Origin of the sequence: Rhizobium sp. UBA1881 (genome assembly GCF_002338015.1) — a bacterium.
GTDB lineage: Bacteria > Pseudomonadota > Alphaproteobacteria > Rhizobiales > Rhizobiaceae > Rhizobium.
The window spans coordinates 16,350-36,895 of sequence record NZ_DDHH01000072.1; the positions used below are offsets into that span (position 1 = coordinate 16,350).

Annotated in this window: 19 protein-coding genes; 13 read left to right on the forward strand and 6 right to left on the reverse strand. The window is 61.5% G+C overall.

Annotated elements, in window-relative coordinates:
• Nucleotides 1-50 precede the first annotated feature (50 nt).
• From B3605_RS08290 to B3605_RS08320, 7 genes are all read left to right on the forward strand, one after another.
• The gene (locus B3605_RS08290; RefSeq protein WP_112973768.1) at nt 51-1,343 is read left to right on the forward strand and encodes an ABC transporter substrate-binding protein; all 1,293 of its coding nucleotides are present in this window, start codon (nt 51-53) and stop codon (nt 1,341-1,343) included.
• An 85-nt stretch (nt 1,344-1,428) separates the two neighbouring features.
• Entirely contained in the window at nt 1,429-2,316 is an 888-nt protein-coding gene (locus tag B3605_RS08295; protein WP_112973767.1) for a carbohydrate ABC transporter permease, read from the forward strand.
• Nucleotide 2,317: 1 nt separating this feature from the next.
• Nucleotides 2,318-3,229, forward strand: a complete 912-nt coding sequence (locus B3605_RS08300; protein ID WP_296433508.1) for a carbohydrate ABC transporter permease — start codon at nt 2,318-2,320, stop codon at nt 3,227-3,229.
• A gap of 21 nt (nt 3,230-3,250) precedes the next feature.
• Nucleotides 3,251-4,336, forward strand: a complete 1,086-nt coding sequence (locus B3605_RS08305; RefSeq protein ID WP_296433509.1) for an ABC transporter ATP-binding protein — start codon at nt 3,251-3,253, stop codon at nt 4,334-4,336.
• 25 nt (nt 4,337-4,361) lie between these two features.
• On the forward strand, nt 4,362-5,108 hold the full coding sequence (locus tag B3605_RS08310) for a ThuA domain-containing protein (protein WP_112973764.1): 747 nt from the start codon (nt 4,362-4,364) through the stop codon (nt 5,106-5,108).
• 214 nt (nt 5,109-5,322) lie between these two features.
• The gene (gene gabD / locus B3605_RS08315; RefSeq protein ID WP_296433510.1) at nt 5,323-6,777 is read left to right on the forward strand and encodes an NADP-dependent succinate-semialdehyde dehydrogenase; all 1,455 of its coding nucleotides are present in this window, start codon (nt 5,323-5,325) and stop codon (nt 6,775-6,777) included.
• Nucleotides 6,778-7,222: 445 nt separating this feature from the next.
• Nucleotides 7,223-7,750: a hypothetical protein gene (locus tag B3605_RS08320; RefSeq protein WP_296433511.1), complete on the forward strand. Its 528-nt coding sequence runs from the start codon at nt 7,223-7,225 to the stop codon at nt 7,748-7,750.
• Nucleotides 7,751-7,757: 7 nt separating this feature from the next.
• Here B3605_RS08320 and B3605_RS08325 read toward each other — a convergent pair whose 3' ends face one another.
• From B3605_RS08325 to B3605_RS08340, 4 genes are all read right to left on the reverse strand, one after another.
• Nucleotides 7,758-8,675, reverse strand: a complete 918-nt coding sequence (locus tag B3605_RS08325; RefSeq protein WP_296433512.1) for a LysR substrate-binding domain-containing protein — start codon at nt 8,673-8,675, stop codon at nt 7,758-7,760.
• Between the two features lie 22 nt (nt 8,676-8,697).
• Entirely contained in the window at nt 8,698-10,278 is a 1,581-nt protein-coding gene (gene ahpF, locus B3605_RS08330) for an alkyl hydroperoxide reductase subunit F (protein WP_296433513.1), read from the reverse strand.
• A 106-nt stretch (nt 10,279-10,384) separates the two neighbouring features.
• Nucleotides 10,385-10,948 carry an alkyl hydroperoxide reductase subunit C gene (gene ahpC, locus B3605_RS08335; RefSeq protein WP_018901244.1) on the reverse strand — a complete coding sequence of 188 codons (564 nt, stop codon included), beginning with the start codon at nt 10,946-10,948 and terminating at the stop codon, nt 10,385-10,387.
• 188 nt (nt 10,949-11,136) lie between these two features.
• Nucleotides 11,137-11,841, reverse strand: coding sequence for an SDR family oxidoreductase (locus tag B3605_RS08340; RefSeq protein WP_296433514.1), 705 nt, complete (start codon nt 11,839-11,841; stop codon nt 11,137-11,139).
• A gap of 128 nt (nt 11,842-11,969) precedes the next feature.
• Between B3605_RS08340 and gcvA the strand changes: the two genes are divergently transcribed.
• Entirely contained in the window at nt 11,970-12,869 is a 900-nt protein-coding gene (gene gcvA / locus B3605_RS08345; RefSeq protein WP_113011081.1) for a transcriptional regulator GcvA, read from the forward strand.
• A 165-nt stretch (nt 12,870-13,034) separates the two neighbouring features.
• The gene (guaD, locus tag B3605_RS08350; RefSeq protein WP_296433515.1) at nt 13,035-14,402 is read left to right on the forward strand and encodes a guanine deaminase; all 1,368 of its coding nucleotides are present in this window, start codon (nt 13,035-13,037) and stop codon (nt 14,400-14,402) included.
• Between the two features lie 8 nt (nt 14,403-14,410).
• On the opposite strand, the gene mmsB is transcribed toward guaD, so the two are convergent.
• Nucleotides 14,411-15,286, reverse strand: a complete 876-nt coding sequence (mmsB, locus tag B3605_RS08355; protein WP_112973757.1) for a 3-hydroxyisobutyrate dehydrogenase — start codon at nt 15,284-15,286, stop codon at nt 14,411-14,413.
• A 172-nt stretch (nt 15,287-15,458) separates the two neighbouring features.
• Between mmsB and B3605_RS08360 the strand changes: the two genes are divergently transcribed.
• From B3605_RS08360 to B3605_RS08375, 4 genes are all read left to right on the forward strand, one after another.
• Nucleotides 15,459-16,646: an acyl-CoA dehydrogenase gene (locus B3605_RS08360; RefSeq protein WP_296433516.1), complete on the forward strand. Its 1,188-nt coding sequence runs from the start codon at nt 15,459-15,461 to the stop codon at nt 16,644-16,646.
• A 95-nt stretch (nt 16,647-16,741) separates the two neighbouring features.
• Nucleotides 16,742-17,200, forward strand: coding sequence for a DUF4126 domain-containing protein (locus tag B3605_RS08365; RefSeq protein WP_113011083.1), 459 nt, complete (start codon nt 16,742-16,744; stop codon nt 17,198-17,200).
• Entirely contained in the window at nt 17,200-18,567 is a 1,368-nt protein-coding gene (locus tag B3605_RS08370) for an FAD-containing oxidoreductase (protein ID WP_112973755.1), read from the forward strand. The genes B3605_RS08365 and B3605_RS08370 overlap by 1 nt, the downstream gene beginning before the upstream one ends.
• A gap of 39 nt (nt 18,568-18,606) precedes the next feature.
• A complete protein-coding gene (locus B3605_RS08375; protein WP_112973754.1) occupies nt 18,607-19,182 on the forward strand; it encodes a DedA family protein in 576 nt (191 codons plus the stop codon).
• An 11-nt stretch (nt 19,183-19,193) separates the two neighbouring features.
• Here the strand turns inward: B3605_RS08375 and B3605_RS08380 are convergent, their stop codons facing one another.
• The gene (locus B3605_RS08380; protein ID WP_112973753.1) at nt 19,194-20,237 is read right to left on the reverse strand and encodes an NAD(P)-dependent alcohol dehydrogenase; all 1,044 of its coding nucleotides are present in this window, start codon (nt 20,235-20,237) and stop codon (nt 19,194-19,196) included.
• Nucleotides 20,238-20,546: the final 309 nt, after the last annotated feature.

A 20,546-nucleotide genomic window follows, 5' to 3' on the forward strand; every position in this document is an offset into this window, starting at 1 on the left:
TTTTCGAACGGTGCTGGAGGGCGCCGCCAATCAAAAAGGGAGGACTTCCGTTGAAGAAGACGGTCATTGGTGGCCTGTGCGCCATTTTGCTCAGCGCGGTCTCGACGCTGGCGCATGCCGAAACAATCCGAATTGCAAATCACGGCCAGGCCGGCATCGACGCCATGAAGTCGACGGTCGAGGCGATCGAAAAGAAATACGGAGTGACCGTCGAGGTCGTCGAATACCCGGCGCCCGACAAGGATTACCTGACGAAGCTGCTCACCGAGCTTGGCGCCGGCAACGCGCCGGATCTGTTCTCGATCCCGTCGACGGCGGCTGTGGCCGATATGGTCGAAGCCGGATACCTCGCCCCTGTAACCAAGGAGATCACCGCCTGGGACGGCTACGCGAATTTCTATGACGTCGCAAAGCAGCTGGCCGTGAGCCCCGATGGCGAAACTTACGTCATGCCGTTCATGCTTGGCATCCAGGAAATCTACTTCCGCAAGGATGTGCTGGAGAAAGCCGGCATTTCGACCGAGCAACCGAAGACCTGGCAGGAACTGCTGGATCGCGCCGCTGAAGTGAAGGCGAAGACAGGCGCCTACGGCCTGCTCTTCCCGGCCGGCGTGTCCTGGGGTAGCGGCGCTTTCGATGAAGGCTTCCAGCATCTGCTCGTCGGCTCCAAGACGCCGCAGCTGGTCGACGCCGATGGAAAACTCGATCTCAGTGGCGAAGGCATCAAGGACGTCTTCGGCGTCTACAAGGAGCTCATCGACAAGGATCTGATGCCGACCCAGCCGCTGCTCGGCCCAGAGCCGTGGGTCATTCCCAAGTACCAGATGTTCCCTGATGGCAAGCTTGCGGCAACTACGTGCGGTTCCTGGTGCTACATCTTCGATTGGGGCCGCGAGAGCAAGAACCCGATCCCAGAGGTGACAAAGATCGTCGGCACCTGGACAGTTCCTGGCCAGACGGGCGGCCAGTACGTGCTCGCGAACCTTGCTGCTCCGTGGGCCGTTAACGCGAAGTCCGCGAACGTCGAGCTGGCGACGAAGGCGCTGCTTGAGATCGGTTCGGTCGACACACAGGTCTCCTACGCCGCGCGCATCGGCAATATTCCGGCAAGCAAGGATGCGGCTAAGAGCGCCGAGTTCCAGAAGCTGACGGAACTCGTTCCGATCCACGCCGCGGCCGGCAACGGCGTCTTCCTGAAGCAGGCGTCCGGCTTCGGCACCATCGCCGAAGGCGTGGCACGGGCAACCGAAGCGCTGCTGCGCAAGGAGACGGACGCCGCCGGTGCCCAGAAGATCCTTGTCGATTACGTCAAGGAAACGCTCGGCGACGACGTGGTGAAATAAGCCTCAAGCCCTTCAACTTCCGCCCAAGACTGCAGGCGCGGCCCGCTGGCCGCGTCTGCGATCATCAGACAAGGTTGCGAGCTTCATGGTCCTCAATTCTCACGAACGACGCGTCGAGCGGCAGCTCCTCGTGATCCTGCTGCCGTCGCTGGTCCTGCTTCTGGCCTTCGTGATCTATCCCGCGCTTTACTCCGTCTACCTGAGCTTCACCAACGAAGCTCTCACCGGCGCCGCAGCGCTGCGTCCGCGCTTCGTGGGCATTCGCAACTACATGCGCCTGCTGAATGACGCGAAATTCTGGAACGCGCTCATCGTGACGTTTTTCTTCGTGGTCGGCTCGGCGGTGATCGGCCAGTTCGTACTCGGCCTGATTTCAGCCATTGCGCTGCGCCGGCAGATCCTTTTCCGCCAGATATTCTCCTCGATGATCCTGCTGCCCAACGCGGCACCCGAGGTCGTTGCCGGCTTCATGTGGATTTCGATGCTGGCCGGAGGCGAGAACGCAACGCTCAGCCGCATCGTGAGCTTCTTCGGCGTGACACCCACCGACTGGCTCCAGATCTTCCCGCTGACGATGATCATCGTCGTCAACACATGGCGCGGCATCGCCACCGCGATGATCCTCTTGACTGCGGGCCTCAGCACCATTCCGAGCGAAATCTACGAGGCTGCCCGCATGGACGGCGCCACGCCATCGCAGATGTTCCGCCGCATCACGCTTCCCCTGATGATGCCGACGATCCTTCTCTACATGCTGATTTCCGCCGTCTCGACGATCGCGGTCTTCGGTCTTGTCTATGCGCTGACGCGCGGCGGCCCAGGTGGTGCGACCGAAGTCATCAGCATCTACATCTACAACCAGTCCTTCACTGCCTTCCAGCTCGGTTACGGCGCCGCGGTCGCGGTCGTCACTCTGGTGATCTCGCTGATCCTCGGCATCGCATACGTGCGGGCAATGAAGGTGGAGGTCTGACATGGCAGTGCTTTCCCCGACAGAAAACGCCAACAAGACCCGATCGGATCTGCTCGCCTACGCCACGCTGTCGCTGATCTCGATCTTCTGCGCCGTACCGTTCCTCTGGGTTCTGCTCGCCTCGCTCGATAGCAATGCCCAGCTGTTTCTCCGCTGGCCGGAACAATGGACGCTCGACAACTATCTGCGTGTCTTCACCAAGGAGGACGGGGCGAAGTGGCTCTTCAATTCGCTCTTTGTCGTCGGCTCCGCAACGGTACTGGTCATGGTGCTGGCCGGCCTCGGCGGCTACGCCTTGTCGCGCACGCGGGCCTGGTGGAAGCTGCCGTTTCTCTACGCGATCCTTCTGATCCGCGTCTTGCCGCCGACAGCACTTGTGGTGCCGCTCTACAAGTTCCTGCTGACGCTCAACAATGCCGAGGGCGCGATCCTGCGGCCGATCTTCGGCGAATACGCGCGGCCGATCATGCGCTGGACGGGCTTTATCGACGGTTACCTCGGCCTGATCCTGGTGCTTGCGACCATGCAGCTGCCGCTGGCGCTGTGGATCATGAAAACCTTTTTTGACGGCCTTCCGCGCGACTATGAAGAAGCAGCGCTGATGGATGGCGCAACGATGACGCAGCGCATCCGCCGCGTCCTGATCCCGCTGGCGCTGCCGGGGCTGGCCGCAGCCGGGTTGTTTGCCTTCATGTCGGCCTGGGGCGATTTCCTGCTGCCGCTGATCTTCCTCTCGTCACCGGAACTGCAAACGCTTCCCCTCGGCCTCTTTCGCGCTTTCCTGCGCATCAATGAGATCGATTACGGCCTGCTCGCCGCCCTCGCCTTCATCTACCTCCTGCCGGCTGTGATCGCCTTCGGCTTCGCGCGGCGCTTCCTCGTCCAGACCTTTTCGGGCGGCGTCAAAGGCTGATATCCAGAAAGAGTTTTACAGATGATCAATCTCAAGAACGTTCGCAAATTCTATGGCGCCCTGGAGGTCATCAAGGGCGTCGACATCACCGTCGAGGACGGCGAGTTCGCCGTCTTCGTCGGGCCTTCGGGTTGCGGAAAGTCGACCCTTTTGCGGATGATCGCCGGGCTGGAAGGCATCGATGACGGCGACCTCATCCTGAACGGCAAGCGTATCAATGACGTGCCGCCGGACAAACGCGGCATCGCCATGGTGTTTCAGTCCTACGCGCTTTATCCGCATATGACCGTGGCGCAGAACATCGGCTTCTCGCTCAGCCTGAAAAAAGTGCCGGAAACCGAAATCCGCAAGCAGGTCGAAGGCGTCGCCGAAATCCTGCAACTGACTGATTATCTCGATCGCCGCCCCGCCGCACTGTCAGGCGGTCAAAGACAGCGCGTCGCGATCGGTCGAGCCATCATCAAGAAGCCGTCGCTGATCCTGTTCGATGAACCGCTATCGAACCTCGATTCGGCGCTTCGTGTACAGATGCGTGCCGAGTTGCAGCGCTTGCACCGCGAATTGAAGGCGACCGTCGTTTACGTCACCCACGATCAGGTCGAGGCCATGACCATGGCCGACCGCATCGTCGTCCTGAACAAGGGGCTTGTCGCCCAGCAGGGCGCACCGATGGACCTCTATCACAAGCCCGACAACGAGTTCGTCGCCACCTTCATCGGCTCGCCGCGCATGAACACCGTTCCCGTGACGATCAGCAAGCCGCAGGCCGGCGCATTGCGCGTGCAAAGCCCGATCGGATTGACGCTCAACCTGCCGGATGAAGCCGGAACGGTGCCCGACGGTGCCGCCACGCTCGGTATCCGACCGGAGCACTTCAAGATCGCACCCGAGGGCCGGGGAAATTTCACGGCCGACGTCGTCATCGTCGAGCGCCTGGGCGTCGAGACCTACATGACCGTCGGCTCTGAAAACCAGCCGATCGTCGTCCGCGCCGAAGGCGATGTCGCGGTACGCCCCGGCGACCGCGTTTCGCTGACAGCAGACGGCACCGCCTGCCACCTGTTCGACACCACCGGGCGCGTCATCCGCTCGGCTCAATCATCCTAATCACGTTGACAACATCGAGGACATCATGACGATCAAGGTCACAATCTGGAACGAGGGACGCCACGAGCAATTGCACAAGGAGGTTCAGGAGATCTATCCCGATCGCATCGATGGTGCAATTGCGGCAGGCATTGCGCATCCGGATTTCGAGATTCGTCGAGGCACGCTCGATGATCCCGATGAAGGCCTGCCCGACCAGGTACTCAACGATACCGACGTCTTGCTCTGGTGGGGCCATATGGCACATGAGGACGTCAGTGACGGGCTGATCGACCGTATCCAGCAGCGCGTTCTGAAGGGGATGGGCTTGCTCGTTCTGCATTCAGGGCACCACTCCAAGCTCTTCCGCCGGCTGATGGGCACGAACGCCAACCTCTCCTGGCGCGAAACGCCGGAGGGCGACCTTGAGCGTGTCTGGGTGGTCAACCCTTCTCATCCGATCGCGGAGGGACTGCCGCCCTATTTCGAGGTGAATGCATCGGAGATGTACGGCGAGCCCTTCGACATCCCGCAGCCCGACGAGCTGGTATTCATTTCTTGGTACTCGGGTGGCGAGGTGTTTCGCAGTGGCTGCACCTTCCAACGCGGCCGGGGACGGATCTTCTTTTTCAGCCCGGGGCATGAGACCTACCCGATCTATCACGACAAGACCATTCACAAGGTCATCTCGAACGGGATCCGCTGGGCAAAGCAGAACCACACCGACGGCCGCATCCTGGAGAACTGGCACCGCGCCGAGCCGCTGCACGGTCGCCCTTCCAAGAAAGCCTGAGCTCCGCCGTTTTGTCCGTTGAACACCGGCGTGGCCCACGGTCACGCCGCTTCCGGCACTGAAAAGCCACTAACGGCTCCAGTTGCAAGTCCTGGGCAATTCGGCCAATTTGATCTTGCCGGCCGGGACACCAGTCTATCCTTCGCACCAGAAAGACGCTGAGGCGATCAGTGCCGGCGTCAATGCGGGCAACTTGTCAAACAGGATGAATGCGATGCAGCTGAAAGACCCTTCCCTTTTTCGCCAGGCCGCTCTTGTTGGCGGAAATTGGATCGATGCCGATCCCGCCAATGCAATCGAGGTCAACAATCCGGCCACCGGAGAGATCATCGGCCGCGTGCCCAAGCTGGGCGGCGCCGAGACGAAGGCGGCGATCGAGGCCGCGCGCATCGCGCAGAAGGGCTGGGCTGCCCGCACCGCTAAGGAACGCGCCGGCATCCTGCGGAAGTGGTTCGATCTGATGATCGAGAACAAGGACGACCTCGGGCGAATCCTGACGCTTGAGCAAGGCAAGCCGCTTGCCGAAGCCACCGGCGAGATCGTCTACGGTGCGAGCTTTATCGAATGGTTTGCGGAGGAAGCGCGGCGCATCTATGGCGACCTGATACCGGGCCACCAACCAGACAAGCGCATCATGGTCATGAAGCAGCCGATCGGCGTGGTCGCGGCGATCACGCCCTGGAATTTCCCCAATGCGATGATCACCCGCAAGGCCGGCCCGGCGCTTGCGGCAGGCTGTGCCATGGTGCTGAAGCCGGCATCGCAGACGCCGTTCTCGGCAATCGCGATTGCCGTGCTTGCCGAGCGCGCCGGCCTGCCGGCCGGGCTTTTCTCGGTGCTAACAGGCTCCGCCGCCGCGATCGGCGCGGAGATGACGTCGAACCCGACCGTGCGCAAGCTTACCTTTACTGGATCGACCGAAATCGGCGCCGAGCTCTACAAGCAGAGCGCGCCGACGATCAAGAAACTCGGGCTCGAGCTCGGCGGCAATGCGCCGTTCATCGTCTTCGACGATGCTGATCTCGACGCAGCCGTCGAGGGTGCTCTGATCGCGAAGTTTCGCAACAACGGTCAGACCTGCGTCTGCGCCAACAGGCTCTATGTGCAGGACGGCGTTTACGACGCCTTCTCGAAGAAGCTCGCGGATGCCGTCGGCAAACTGAAGACCGGCAATGGCTTCGATGAGGGCGTGATCCTCGGTCCGTTGATCGACAAGCCGGCGCTCGAGAAAGTTGAGGAGCATGTGGCTGACGCGCTGGCGAAGGGTGCCAACATCATCCAGGGTGGCAAGCCGCATGCGCTTGGCGGCACTTTCTACGAGGCCACCGTTCTTGCCAACGTCACGAAGGATATGGCAGTCGCGCGCGAAGAGACATTCGGCCCGCTTGCTCCCCTCTTCCGCTTCAAAGACGAGGCGGATGTGATCGAACAGGCCAACGACACCGAATTCGGCCTCGCTTCCTATTTCTACGCCAAGGACCTCGCGCGTGTGTTCCGCGTTGCCGAGGCGCTGGAATATGGGATGGTCGGCGTGAATACGGGCCTGATCTCGACGGCGGAAGCGCCGTTCGGTGGCGTGAAGCTCTCAGGTCTCGGCCGCGAAGGCTCGCGGTACGGTATCGAGGAGTTCACCGAGATCAAATATGTCTGCCTCGGCGGCATCAGCTGACACCTGGCCGAGCGAAAGGCGCGCAGACCTGACGGGTTGCGCGCTGGCGCTACCGTTTAATCCGGAAAACTGAAAGCTGAAGAACGCGTGGGTCAGAATCGAAAAAGCCTGCCGCGGGAGGAGGTGCGACAGGCTTTTCGAATATAACAGAACGACAGCTGGGAGGAGGAGTGCTGTCATTCCCGCAGGCACCCTTGGGAGGAGGATAAGGCCACCTGCAACTCGAAGCTCTGCGGGAGGAGGTGCATCGCTTCGATGATTTGTTTATACAGCAAGCACGCTCAAATCATAGGCATAATTCTGCAGAACAGCTATGCGCTATGCGCGTGACGCGCAGCTTCTGTCGCAGATCTGCGACATGCTACCCTTGCCGCGCCGGCCGCCGGCCCCCTTGGAATTTCCGCGTTTTCTGCTACCACGCGCCGGAAAACATGAGGAAACGCCGATGAGCGCCGCATTTCATCGTGACTATGTTGTCGACCTGAAGGCACGTATCGACGATCTGCATACCAACCCCGGCAGCTATCAGACCTACGATCTGACGATGGAGCTGCTCGCCCAGAAAAACCTGATCAGCTACGCGATGAGCCGTAAGCAGGGCCAGGTGGACAGCCTTTTCTACCGTCGCGACACGACAAGCGGCCAAGGCACGCAGATGTCGCAGGAGACGGCCTACCGGGTGTTTTCCGGCTTCTTCGGACTAGGCCAGTTCCTGGCGTCGACGGGCCAAGCAAACGGGCTCGGCGAGGAAGCGTTCGCGCAGACGCTGACGGCGGGATGGGAATATCCGACCTGTGCAGTGCAATTCGCCTACCGCAAGAAGGGCCAGCCGCGCGGCGCTTCGATGAAAATGCTATTCGTCGGGCTGAATGGTGACGCGGATGCAGCGATCTTCGAGGCCAAGCTGACGCAACCCGAGCTCCTAATCGGCACACGGCCGTTCTCGACCAAGCTACTGTGGGAATGGAAGTAACGTCGCCTTAGGCGGTCGGCTCCGGTCGGATGTCGGCAAGCAGCTCCTGGGCGACGTCGCGCAGGAGACCGGCGATACTTTCCAGAAAAGTGCCCATCGCCGAACCTTTGCGCCAGCATATGCCGATCCGCCTGTTCGGCGATATGCCTTCGAAACGCAGCAGCCTTATGTCGCCCGACGCCGGATACAGCGCGGCCAGCTCCGGCAGAAGCGTGATCCCCACATTGGCGCCGACCATCTGGCGCAGTGTCTCCAGGCTGGTGGCGCGAAACGAGGTGCGCTCGCTTGCACCCGACAAGCGGCACACATCGAGCGCCTGTTCGCGCAGGCAGTGCCCCTCTTCCAGCAACATAAGGTCGTAGCGATCGAGGTCCCCGAGCACCAGGGACTGCCGCCTTGCGAGCGGATGCATGTCGGGAACGGCGAGCAGAAAGTCTTCCTCGAAGAGACACTCGGCTTTCAGGTGGTCGTCATTGACGGGAAGAGCGAGGATCGTGGCATCGAGATTGCCGCTTTTAAGGCGCGCCAGGAGTGCATCGCTCTTTTCCTCGATCAGCAGCGTCTCCAGCCGCGGGAACTGCCTGTGGATGCGCGGCACCGCATGCGGCAGGAAATAGGGAGCGAGCGTCGGGAAGATGCCGAGACGCAGGGTGCCCACCTCGGGATTGAGGCTGCGCAAGGCCGATGACCTGATCTCGGCAACCTCCTTCATGATGCGCCTTGCCCGCTTGACGGTATCCTCGCCGAACGGTGTCAACATGACCGTGCGCGGCGTGCGCTCGATCAGCGGAGCGCCAAGGGTCTCCTCCAGTTTCCGGATCTGCATGGAGAGTGTCGGCTGGCTGACCAGGCACGCTTCGGCGGCTCGGCCAAAATGCCGGTGGTCCGCCAAGGCAATCAGGTATTCCAGCTCGCGAAGCGTCATTGCAGAACCGTGTCGATCAGCCTCAAGCCGCCTTCACCGCATCCTCGTCCGGGCCAGACATGCGGATCAGATGGTCGAAGGCTGCAAGCGACGCCTTCGCGCCCTCGCCGAGCGCAATCACGATCTGCTTGTAAGGCACTGTGGTGCAATCGCCGGCGGCAAAGACACCGGGAACCGAGGTCTGGCCGTGGTGATCGACAATGATCTCGCCGCGTGGCGACAGTTCGATGGCGCCCTTCAGCCATTCGGTGTTCGGAAGCAGGCCGATCTGGACGAAGATGCCCTCCAGATCGAGCGTGTGGCGCTGACCGGCAATGCGGTTTTCGTAGACGAGCCCGGTCACCTTCTGGCCATTGCCCAGCACTTCCGTCGTCTTGGCGGAAAGCAGGATATCGACGTTGGGAAGGCTGCGCAGCTTGCGCTGCAGGACGTCATCGGCACGCAGCTTGTTGTCGAACTCGATCAGCGTCACGTGGCTGACGATGTTGGCAAGGTCGATCGCCGCCTCGACGCCGGAATTGCCACCGCCGATGACGGCAACGCGCTTGCCCTTGAACAGCGGACCGTCGCAATGCGGGCAATAGGCAACGCCCTTGTTGCGATACTGGTCTTCGCCGGGAACGCCCATCTGCCGCCAGCGGGCGCCGGTCGACAGGATCACCGTCTTCGAGCGCAGCGTCGCGCCATTGGCGAGTTCGACCGCGATCATGTCCTTGCCGAGAACGAGCTTTTCGGCGCGCTGCAGGTTCATGATATCAACGTCATATTGCTTCACATGCGCTTCCAGCGAAGCCGCAAACTGTGGTCCTTCGGTATGTTGCACCGAGATGAAGTTTTCGATCGCCATCGTATCGAGAACCTGACCGCCAAAGCGCTCGGCGGCAACGCCGGTGCGGATGCCCTTGCGCGCGGCGTAGATGGCCGCCGCAGCGCCGGCCGGACCGCCGCCGATGACGAGCACGTCGTAAGTTTCGCGGCCATTCAGCTTCTCGGCGGCACGAGCAGCGGAGTCGGTGTCGAGCTTGGAGACGATCTCCTCGACTTCCATTCGGCCCTGACCGAACAGCTGGCCGTTGAGATAGACCGTCGGCACAGACATGACCTGGCGGCTTTGAACTTCGGCCGGGAACACGCCGCCATCGATCGCCACATGCTTCACGCGCGGGTTCAGCACGGCCATCAGGTTCAGTGCCTGCACGACATCGGGGCAATTCTGGCAGGTGAGCGAGAAATAGGTCTCGAAAAGGAAATCGCCGTCGAGATCCTTGATCTGATCGATGATTGCCTGCTCGGTGCGCGGCGGATGACCGCCGACCTGCAGCAGAGCGAGCACAAGCGAGGTAAACTCATGGCCCATCGGAATGCCGGCGAAGCGCAGGTTGATGTCGTGGCCCGGGCTGGTCAGCGCGAAGGATGGTGCACGCTCCCCGTCATCACGCATTTCCACGACCGAAATCTTGTCGGAAAGAGCGACCAGTTCGGCGAGAAGCTCCGACATCTCTTTCGACTTGGCGCTGTCATTGACCGAAGCGGTGATCGCGATCGGGCGAACGACCCGTTCCAGATAGCCCTTCAACTGGGATTTCAGATTGTCGTCGAGCATGGGACACTCCGCTAAAAATGGATGGCCGCGCCGCGTTTAAGGCGCTGAATATGGTATTGGGTGCCGCCTTCCAGTCTAAACCGGAAGGCGGCCTATTATTTGAACGTCAGATCTTGCCGACGAGGTGCAGCGACGGAGCGAGCGTCTTTTCGCCCTCTTCCCACTTGGCCGGGCAAACTTCACCCGGATGCGCGCGCACATACTGCGCAGCCTTGATGCGACGCAGCAGGTCGACAGCATTGCGGCCGATACCTTCGGCGGTGACTTCCATAGCCTGGATGACGCCATCGGGATCGACAACGAAGGTGCCGCGGTCGGCAAGGCCTTCGGATTCGCGCATGACTTCGAAGTTGCGGCTGATCGTGCCGGTCGGGTCGCCGATCATCGTATACTGGATCTTGCCAATGGTCTCCGAGCTGTCGTGCCAGGCCTTGTGGGTGAAATGCGTGTCGGTCGAGACCGAATAGACCTCGACGTCAAGGCGCTGCAGTTCGGCATAGTGATCGGCGACATCGCCGAGTTCCGTCGGGCAAACGAAAGTAAAGTCAGCCGGATAGAAGAAGAATACCGCCCACTTGCCCTTGGTGTCGGCATCGGTCACTTCAATGAATTTGCCCTGCTTGAAGGCCTGCGCCTTGAAGGGCTTAATGGATGTGTTGATAAGGGACATGAAGGCTCCTGTAGAATTGCTGCGAAGCGAAAACCCGCTTTCGCGCCGCAACATAAACAGGGGTCGGCGATAAATGAAATAGATAAAGAAAAATATTTTGATAGATAATGCCTATCAAACGCCTGCGACGTGACGGTTATCAAGCGGCCGTCAGAAGCCGCTTGTCCCCGCAACGTCAGCGGTTTCGATCACACCGATCGGCCGAGTCCGCCATCCACCTTGATATTCTGCCCGGTGATGTATCCGGCACCTTCCGACGCCAGAAACGCCACGGTCGCCGCGATCTCTTCGCTTGTGCCATAGCGCTTCATCGGTACCGATTCGCGGCGCTCCTCGGTTGCCGGCAGGCTGTCGATCCAGCCCGGAAGCACGTTGTTCATGCGGATTTTATCCGCCGCGTAGGTGTCGGCGAAGATCTTGGTGAAGGAGGCGAGACCGGCGCGGAAGACGGCGGACGTCGGGAACATCGCTGTCGGTTCGAAGGCCCAGGCGGTCGAGATATTGACGATCGCGCCAGACTTCTGCGCCTGCATGACCGGCGTCACGATCCGGGTCGGGCGGATGACGTTCATCAGATAGACATCCATGCCCTTGTGCCAATCCTCGTCGGTGATATCGAGGATCGGCGCGCGCGGGCCGTGTCCGGCGCTGTTGACGAGCACATCGATGCGGCCCCAGGCCTGCATGGCGAGATCGACAAGGCGCTTGATATCGTCATTCGACTGGTTCGACCCCGTGACGCCGACGCCGCCGAGTTCCTTGGCCAGCGCCTCACCCTTACCCGAGGACGAGAGGATGGCGAGCTTGAAGCCATCGGCCGCCAGACGCTTGGCGGCATCCGCCCCCATGCCGCTACCGCCCGCCGTTACCAGCGCCACTTTTTCTACTGTCATAACATCCACCCTTTCGTTGCTTCTCTTGCGCATCGCGCGTGTTTGCAGCTTCAGTGCATGATGATACCATCATGATAACATAGCTTCGAGCCAATTCGGTTGGCGTGAACCAGTAGAAAATCTATCGAATGAACGACCCGCTTTTCCGCCTTCCGCCGCTGAATGGCTTGCGCGCCTTCGAGGTCGCCGCCCGTCATCTCAACTTTCGCGCCGCAGCCGAGGAGCTGGGCGTCACGCAGGCAGCTGTCGCGCAGCAGGTCCGTGGCCTGGAGAAGGAGTTAAACCTCCCTCTGTTCGAGCGCCTCCCCCGCAAGCTTGCCTTGACCGAGGCCGGACGCGGTTATGCCGAAAGCATCCGGCGTGCCTTCGAACTGATCTCCGACGCAACCGCGACGTTGCGGCCGGAGCCGTTGCGGTTGACGATCAGCGTCACGCCGACTTTCGCATCAAAATGGCTGATTCCGAGGCTACCGGATTTCCTTGCAGCGCACCCGGATCTCGATATGCGCATTCTCGCCAGCGAACGTGTCGCGAACTTCCAATCGGATGATGTGGATATCGCGGTCCGGTTGGCGCGACCACCGTTCCCAGCCTCGCTGGAGGCCGACCTGCTGTTCGAGCAGGAGCTTGTCCCGGTATGCAGCCCCGCGCTTATGCCGCCCACCGGTCGCCTTGACCCCGCCGATCTCGAGCGTTTCGTGCTGCTCCACGACACCCACAATCAATGGCCCGAGTTCATCGCCACGATCGCGCGTGCGAGGCCGGTCGCCGCCTCGAAGGGCGTTCGCTTCAACCAGACATCCCATGCTATCGAGGCGGCGCTTGCCGGCCAGGGCATCGCGCTGGCAAGCGGGGTCTTCGTCAACGAGGATATCGCCGCCGGGCGGCTGGTGCCGGCATTTGCGCAAACGATGCGAGCTCAGGCGGATTTTTACGTGGTCTCGCTCCGCAGGCCGAGGCAAGCCCAATCCGTCGCCAAGGTCAGGGCCTGGTTGCTCCAGCATGCCGGCCGGTCCGTTCGCGCCTGATAATCACGGCGACAGCTGGCCGGATGGGCGAGCGTCCCATCATTGCACGGCAGCCACCGTAAAAACGCAGGGCTCCTGCGATGGACCCCGTCGCCATTCGCTATAGATTTGAACTCGTGCATACGTGCGCGGATACTGACGCATTGATTGAATTGGAATACAGCATTGGACTTGCGGAATAAAACGCTCTGCGCCTCCGGATTTCACGCTCCGGAGCGCGGAAAGATCGATATCCTGGACGAGGTGCTGATCGATATCGGCGCGGATGGCACGATTGCCGCCATGCATCGCCCAAGCGATCCGAACTACCGGACCATTCGCGAGGCGCGCGAGGAAGGCGGCGAACTCGTCACGTTGCCTGTAGGCTCTTATCTCCTTCCAGGTTTCGTCGATCTTCACGTCCATGCGCCGCAATATCCCCAGCTTGGCAGCGCGCTCGATGTGCCGCTCGAGGTATGGCTGCAGAAATATACCTTCCCACTGGAAGCCCGCTACGAAGATCTTGCCTTCGCAAAGCGCAGCTACGGCCTGCTCGTCGACGACCTCCTCGCAAACGGCACGACCACGGCGCTCTATTTCGCCACCGTGCACCAGGATGCGACGCGATCGCTTGCGGACATATGTCTGGAGAAGGGCCAGCGCGCGCTGATCGGCAAAGTGGCGATGGACAACGCCGACGAGTGCCCGGATTACTACCGCGACGCCTCGCCGGACGAAGCCATTAAAGGCACGCGCGCACTGATTGATTACATCACCAATCATCCTGATAACGTTGAAAAGAAAGTACTTCCTGTCATCACGCCACGCTTCGTGCCATCCTGCACCGACGCGACGCTCGAGGGGCTGGGTGCTCTGGCGAAGGAGTGCGGCTGCCACGTGCAGACCCACTGTTCGGAGAGCGACTGGGCGCATGGCTATGTGTTGTCCCGCCACGGCGTGACCGATACCGAGGCGCTCGATCGCTTCGGCCTGCTCGGCCGGCGCACGGTTCTGGCACACGCCAACTTCCTGACGGATGGTGACATGGACAAGGTGCGGGAGCGCGAAGCTGCTGTCGCCCACTGCCCGCTCTCCAACGTTTACTTCGCCAACGCCGTATTCCCGCTCAAGGCCGCCCTCGACAAGGGCATGCACGTCGGTCTCGGCACGGATGTCTCCGGTGGGCCGAGCGCCTCGATGCTTGAAAACTGCCGCGGCGCGATCCTGATGTCGCGCGCTCTTGAGAGCGGTGTCGATCCCAAGCGCGATGCCGAGGCGCGCGCCAGCTACGGGCCGGCCCAGATCGATTTCCGCGATGCCTTCTATATCGCGACGGCAGGCGGTGGCGTGGCGCTCGATCTGCCGATCGGCCAGTTCAAGCCCGGCTATCTGTTCGATGCGATCGTTGTCGACACCAAGGCGCCGAAGGGATCGGTGCGCTTGTTCGACGAATTCGATAGCGGCGAACAGATTCTCCAGAAGATCATCAACACCGCCTCGAAACCCAATATCGCAACCGCCTGGGTCGGCGGCACGAACCTGCGCTTGCCGTAAGAAAGGCGTCAGCCGCGCAACATCTCGATGATCGCTGAAAAATCGCGACCGCCATTGCCCTGCTTTTCGAAGAGAGCGAACAATTGCGCGGCTTCGGCGCCGAGCGGCGTCGAGGCACCTGTCGCGAGCGCCGCCTCCTGCGACAGGCGGAGGTCCTTCAGCATCAAGGCGGCTGCAAAGCCCGGCTTGTAATCGTTGTTGGCGGGCGACGTCGGCACCGGGCCGGGAACCGGGCAGTATGTGTTGATCGACCAGCATTGGCCCGATGACGTCGAGGCGACATCGAACAAGGCCTGGTGCGAGAGGCCAAGCTTTTCGCCCAATGCAAAAGCCTCGCAGACGCCAATCATCGATATGCCCAGTATCATGTTGTTGCAGATTTTCGCCGCCTGCCCCGCGCCTGCCTCTCCGCAATGGACGATCTTCTTGCCCATCGCTTCGAGTATGGGTTTGGCCCTTGCGAAGCTCTCCGGCGTTCCTCCCGCCATGAAGGTCAGCGTTCCGGCCGCAGCACCGCTGGTTCCGCCGGAGACCGGGGCATCGAGCGATGGGCAATCGGCCGCTTTTGCCATATCATGCGCCTTGCGCGCGCTGGCGACGTCGATCGTTGAGCAGTCGATGACAAGCGTTCCTGAGCGAATGCCGCGAATAATATCCGTCCACGCAGTCAGGACGTGCCTGCCCTGCGGAAGCATGGTCACCACAGCATCAGCACCGCTCACGGCCTGGGAAATATCGCTGGTCGGCTGGACGCCGGTTGCCACTGCAGCCTCAAGCAACGCTGGCACCAAGTCGAAGCCCGCGACCGTGTGCCCCGCCTTGACCAGATTTGTCGCCATCGGCCCACCCATATTGCCGAGGCCGATAAACGCGATCTTTGTCATGTCCTGCTCCCATCATTTAGACGACCCCATTTGAGGGCCCATGGGAGGATAGCTATGTCATCATCGCGCGCAGTCGAGAGCGACATGGACGGGCGCGCGTGTTGACGCTCCCTCGCCCCGGCAGTATCCCAATAGGGTCCGCGACATGCCGATGGATCGAGGAGGATGAACCATGAATTACACCCGCGAGAGTTTCGACTGGTCCGATCCGTTCCGGCTTGTCGAGCAGTTGACGGAAGAGGAGCGCATGGTGCTCGACACCGCGCACTCCTACGCGCAGGAAAAGCTTGCGCCGCGTGTGCTCGAAGCCTTCCGCCACGAGAAAACCGATCCGAGCATCTTTCGCGAAATGGGCGAACTCGGCCTCCTCGGCCCGACGATATCGCCCGAATATGGCGGCGCGGGTCTCGGATATGTCGCTTACGGGCTGATCGCCCGCGAGGTCGAGCGGGTCGACAGCGGCTACCGGTCGATGATGAGCGTCCAGTCGTCGCTGGTCATGGTGCCGATCGATGCCTTTGGATCCGGAGCGCAGAAGCAGAAATATCTGCCGAAACTCGCCACCGGCGAATGGATCGGCTGCTTCGGCCTTACCGAACCCAACCATGGCTCCGACCCCGGATCGATGGCGACGCGTGCGAAAAAGGTCGACGGCGGCTACAGTCTTTCCGGTGCCAAGACGTGGATATCGAACGCGCCGATCGCCGACGTCTTCGTGGTTTGGGCGAAGACCGAAGACGGCGTGATCCGTGGCTTCATCCTCGAAAAGGGATGGAAGGGCCTGACGGCGCCTGCCATTCACGGCAAAATCGGCCTGCGCGCCTCCATAACGGGCGAAGTTGTGATGGATGGCGTCTTCGTGCCGGAAGAGAACCTGTTGCCAAACGTCTCCGGCCTGAAGGGTCCATTCACCTGCCTCAACTCGGCCCGTTTCGGGATTGCCTGGGGCGCGCTCGGCGCCGCCGAAGATTGCTATGCGCGGGCGCGGCAATACACACTCGACCGCAAGCAGTTCGACCGGCCGCTCGCCGCCAATCAGTTGATCCAGAGGAAGCTCGCCGACATGGCGACCGAGATCACGCTCGGGCTGCAGGGCTGCCTGCGCCTCGGCCGGATGAAGGAAGACGGCCACCCGCCCGTCGAGCTTACCTCGATCCTCAAACGCAATTCCTGCGGCAAGGCGCTCGATATCGCCCGAATGGCGCGCGACATGCTTGGAGGCAACGGCATATCCGATGAATTCGGCGTCGCCCGCCATCTCGTCAACCTGGAGGTGGTAAACACCTATGAGGGCACGCACGACATTCACGCGCTGATCCTCGGCCGCGCCATAACGGGAATAGCGGCGTTCTCGAACTGATCGAGAATTCTTCTCCGCCAAATTGCAACGGACCCGACAATGTGCAAGCTTTCGCTTGTCGCGGGGAGAGCCTGCGCTGCGATGGGGGATTTCGCATGCTTCTATTTCTCGCATTTCTGATCGGCATCATCGCCGGGCTGCGCGCGCTGACTGCGCCCGCGGCTGTCGCCTGGGGCGCAGCACTCGGCTGGTTCGATGTGTCTCAGACACCGCTCGCCTTCATGGGCTATCGCTGGACCCCGTGGATTTTCACGCTGCTGGCGCTGGTCGAACTGGTGACGGATCAATTGCCATCCACGCCCTCAAGAAAAGTACCGATGCAGTTCGGCGCGCGGCTGATCATGGGCGCGCTGTCAGGTGCTACCATCGGCGCCGCAGGCGGATCGTTGATACCAGGGCTCATCGCCGGCATTCTGGGCGCGGTCTCGGGCACGCTTGGTGGTGCCGCGGCGCGCGGCAAGCTGGCGAGCGCTTTTCGAAGAGATCCGCCCGCGGCGATTCTTGAGGACGCGGTCGCCATTGTCGGCGCGATCCTGATTGTGGCGTCGGTCTGATGCGCAGCTTCGACGCCATCGTTGTCGGCGCCGGCCAATCCGGCCCCTTCCTCGCTGCCCGGATGGCGGAGAAGGGCATGAAGGTCGCGCTGATCGAGCGCAAGTATCTCGGCGGCACATGCGTCAACGCAGGCTGCATGCCGACCAAGACCCTCGTCGCCAGCGCCCGCGCCGCCTATGTGGCCCGCAATGCCGGCGGCTACGGCGTGACAATCCCGGGCGATATCGGCATCGACATGGCGATCGTGCGCAAGCGAGCCGAGACAGTGACCATGGAGGCCCGCAACGGCCTGATCAGCTGGTTCGCGGGCATGGCCGGCGTCACCGTAATCTACGGTCATGCGCGCTTCGAAAGCGAACGGACGATCAGTGTCAACGGCGAGCTGCTGACCGCGCAGCGCATCTATCTCAACGTCGGCGCACGACCGGCCATTCCCGATATGCCGGGTATCGACGACATCGACTATCTGACCAGCACGTCGATCATCGCGCTGGACACGCTGCCCCGGCATCTGGTGGTCATTGGCGGAAGCTATATCGGCCTTGAGTTCGCGCAGATGTATCGCCGCTTCGGCGCCGAGGTTACGGTCGTCGAGCGTGGCCCCAAGCTCGCCTCGCGAGAGGATGACGATATCTCAGACGCGATTGCCGACATCCTGCGCGCCGAGGGAATTATGGTCCACACGGACGCGGACCGTATCGCGTTCAAGAACAAGCCGGACGGCATCGAAGTCTCGGTCGCCGACGGCATCGCCGAGATCATGGCGAGCCATGTGCTGATCGCAACCGGCCGTGTGCCGAATACCGACGATCTCGGCCTCGATCGTGCCGGCGTCGCCGCCGACAAGCGTGGCTACATCACCGTTGACGACAAGCTCGCAACCAATGTCGACGGCATCTGGGCGCTTGGCGACTGCAATGGCCACGGCGCCTTCACGCATACGTCCTACAACGACTTCGAGATTGCAGCGGCCAACCTGCTCGACGGCGAGGATCGCAAGCTCAGCGACCGCATCCTCGCCTATGCGCTTTATATCGACCCGCCGCTCGGTCGCGTCGGCATATCGGAAAAGCAGGCGCGCGCATCGGGTCGCGAGATCATGATCTCGACCCGGCCGATGACCAAAGTCGGCCGTGCAAAGGAGCGGGGCGAGACGAAAGGCTTGATGAAGGTGATCGCCGACGCGCAAACCAAGCAGATCCTCGGCGCCGCCATTCTCGGCATAGAGGGCGATGAGGCGATCCATGGTTTCATCGACGCGATGAATGCCGGAACGCCCTATCCCGAGCTGAAGTGGGCCGTACCGATTCATCCGACAGTGTCCGAATTGATCCCGACATTGCTTGGCGACCTCAAGAACGTGTAGCCTTCACGGCGGCAGGCGAAAAACGGCGGGGGATCAATCGTGTCCATAGAACATCTGATCGAACACTATGGGATTGTCGCGATCTTCCTCGGCACCGCATTCGAGGGTGAGACCGCGGCCTTCCTCGGCGGCATCATCTCCCATCGCGGGCTGCTCACCTATTGGTCGGCCTCGCTGATGGCGTCGGCGGGTTCATTCGCCGGAGACCAGATGTGGTTCTTCGCCGGCCGCTATGCGGCCCGCTGGCACGTTGTCCGCCGGCTGATGGAGACGCCGACGCTGGCCCAGGTGACGTCGCTTCTTGAGCGCTATCCGACAGGTTTCATCCTTGCATTCCGCTTTCTCGTCGGCTTGAGGACGATCAGTCCGATCGTGATCGGCACGACGCGAATCTCGACCGGAAAGTTCGTGATGTTGAATGCGTTCGCGGCGCTTGTATGGGGACAGCTGTTTACGGCGCTCGGCTATCTCTTCGGACACGGGATCGAGCAGATCCTCGGTCGTCTGCCGCTGCATCATCACCTCTTCATCGGGGTCGGGGCCGCGGCCATCGTGGCTGGCGCGGCCCTTGTCTTCAGAAAGGCTTTTAGGAAAGTGTCGGCTAGCACGGGCTAGCCGACAGGCACCTAGTCCATCACGATCTGCAGCTTCACATCGCTCGGGCGCGCTTCGACCGCGCGGTCGAAAGCCTTGATGGAGTCTTGGAAGCCGAAGGTCTCGGAAATCAGAGGCTTCAGATCAACGCGACCGGAGCCGAGCAGCGCAATCGACCGCTCATACTGATGCGCGTAGCGGAACACCGTTTCTATGCGGATTTCCTTGGTCGACGCAGTCGAGACGTCGAAGCCGATTGGGTTGACCGGCAGACCGACGGCAACGATGACGCCGCCGGGACGCGCAAGATCCATGATCGTTTCCCAGGCCTTCGGCGAACCGGAGCATTCGAAGATCACATCGGCGCCCCATCCGTCCGTCAGCCGCGAGACTTCCTCGACGAGGTTGGTCTCGCGGATATTGACCGGGATCACGCCCTGATACTGGGCGGCGATATCGAGCTTCGGCTGGGCGAGATCGGCCACGATCGCACGAGCGCAGCCACCGGCGAGTGCTGCGATGGCAACCATCGTGCCGATCGGGCCGGCACCGAGCACGACGGCGGTGTCGCCCGGCGCGATCTTCGCCTTGGTAGCCGCCTGCATGCCGACGGCGAAAGGCTCGACCATGGCGCCTTCGGCGAAGCTCACATTGTCAGGCAGCTTGAACGTGTAGTTGGCGGGATGAACGACTTCGGGCGTGAGCACGCCATGAACGGGCGGAGTTGCCCAGAAGGAGACGGCCGGATCGACATTGTACATGCCGAGCCGGCTTGCCTTCGAGTTGGGATCGGGAATGCCCGGTTCCATGCAGACGCGATCGCCGACCTTCAGATGTGTGACGCCGGCGCCAACCTCGACGACGGTACCAGCCGCCTCGTGCCCGAGCACCATCGGCTCGTTGACGACGAAGGGGCCGATCTTGCCGTGCGTGTAATAGTGAACGTCGGAGCCGCAGACGCCGACCGTGTGTATCTTGATCTTGACCTCGCCCGGCCCGGTTTCCATAGGCAGATCGATTTCGCGGATAGCGAGCTCATGCTGGCGCTCCAGCACCAGTGCGCGGACTTTGGTCATTGCATCTTCCTTCCCTTGCCTCCCCGCGCGAGTCGAGCGCGGCGTCGGCGGACTATAATCGCCGAACACGGCGGATTTCAATTCCATCGCCGAGGCTTTTGCTCATGGCGCGATGGAATGCCCGCGTCTGCTCGCAGGTTGTTTTAAAAACGTGGCCATTCCTAAAGTGCGAGAGCCAAATCGCAGCCACCTGTCGCGCAGGTTCGACAGCACAATCATTTCAAAACTGCACACGAAATGGCACGCCATTCCGGAACCGCCGCATGGAACAGAAACAATCTTCGTTTCATTATACGACCAACTTGGTAG

Excerpts from the sequence above, each read along its gene's own strand:
- B3605_RS08295 (WP_112973767.1), top strand. The coding sequence starts at position 1,429 with ATGGTCCTCAATTCTCACGAACGACGCGTCGAGCGGCAGCTCCTCGTG.
- B3605_RS08300 (WP_296433508.1), top strand. The coding sequence starts at position 2,318 with ATGGCAGTGCTTTCCCCGACAGAAAACGCCAACAAGACCCGATCGGAT.
- B3605_RS08305 (WP_296433509.1), top strand. The coding sequence starts at position 3,251 with ATGATCAATCTCAAGAACGTTCGCAAATTCTATGGCGCCCTGGAGGTC.
- B3605_RS08310 (WP_112973764.1), top strand. The coding sequence starts at position 4,362 with ATGACGATCAAGGTCACAATCTGGAACGAGGGACGCCACGAGCAATTG.
- gabD (WP_296433510.1), top strand. The coding sequence starts at position 5,323 with ATGCAGCTGAAAGACCCTTCCCTTTTTCGCCAGGCCGCTCTTGTTGGC.
- B3605_RS08320 (WP_296433511.1), top strand. The coding sequence starts at position 7,223 with ATGAGCGCCGCATTTCATCGTGACTATGTTGTCGACCTGAAGGCACGT.
- B3605_RS08325 (WP_296433512.1), bottom strand. The coding sequence starts at position 8,675 with ATGACGCTTCGCGAGCTGGAATACCTGATTGCCTTGGCGGACCACCGG.
- ahpF (WP_296433513.1), bottom strand. The coding sequence starts at position 10,278 with ATGCTCGACGACAATCTGAAATCCCAGTTGAAGGGCTATCTGGAACGG.
- ahpC (WP_018901244.1), bottom strand. The coding sequence starts at position 10,948 with ATGTCCCTTATCAACACATCCATTAAGCCCTTCAAGGCGCAGGCCTTC.
- B3605_RS08340 (WP_296433514.1), bottom strand. The coding sequence starts at position 11,841 with ATGACAGTAGAAAAAGTGGCGCTGGTAACGGCGGGCGGTAGCGGCATG.
- gcvA (WP_113011081.1), top strand. The coding sequence starts at position 11,970 with ATGAACGACCCGCTTTTCCGCCTTCCGCCGCTGAATGGCTTGCGCGCC.
- mmsB (WP_112973757.1), bottom strand. The coding sequence starts at position 15,286 with ATGACAAAGATCGCGTTTATCGGCCTCGGCAATATGGGTGGGCCGATG.
- B3605_RS08360 (WP_296433516.1), top strand. The coding sequence starts at position 15,459 with ATGAATTACACCCGCGAGAGTTTCGACTGGTCCGATCCGTTCCGGCTT.
- B3605_RS08365 (WP_113011083.1), top strand. The coding sequence starts at position 16,742 with ATGCTTCTATTTCTCGCATTTCTGATCGGCATCATCGCCGGGCTGCGC.
- B3605_RS08370 (WP_112973755.1), top strand. The coding sequence starts at position 17,200 with ATGCGCAGCTTCGACGCCATCGTTGTCGGCGCCGGCCAATCCGGCCCC.
- B3605_RS08380 (WP_112973753.1), bottom strand. The coding sequence starts at position 20,237 with ATGACCAAAGTCCGCGCACTGGTGCTGGAGCGCCAGCATGAGCTCGCT.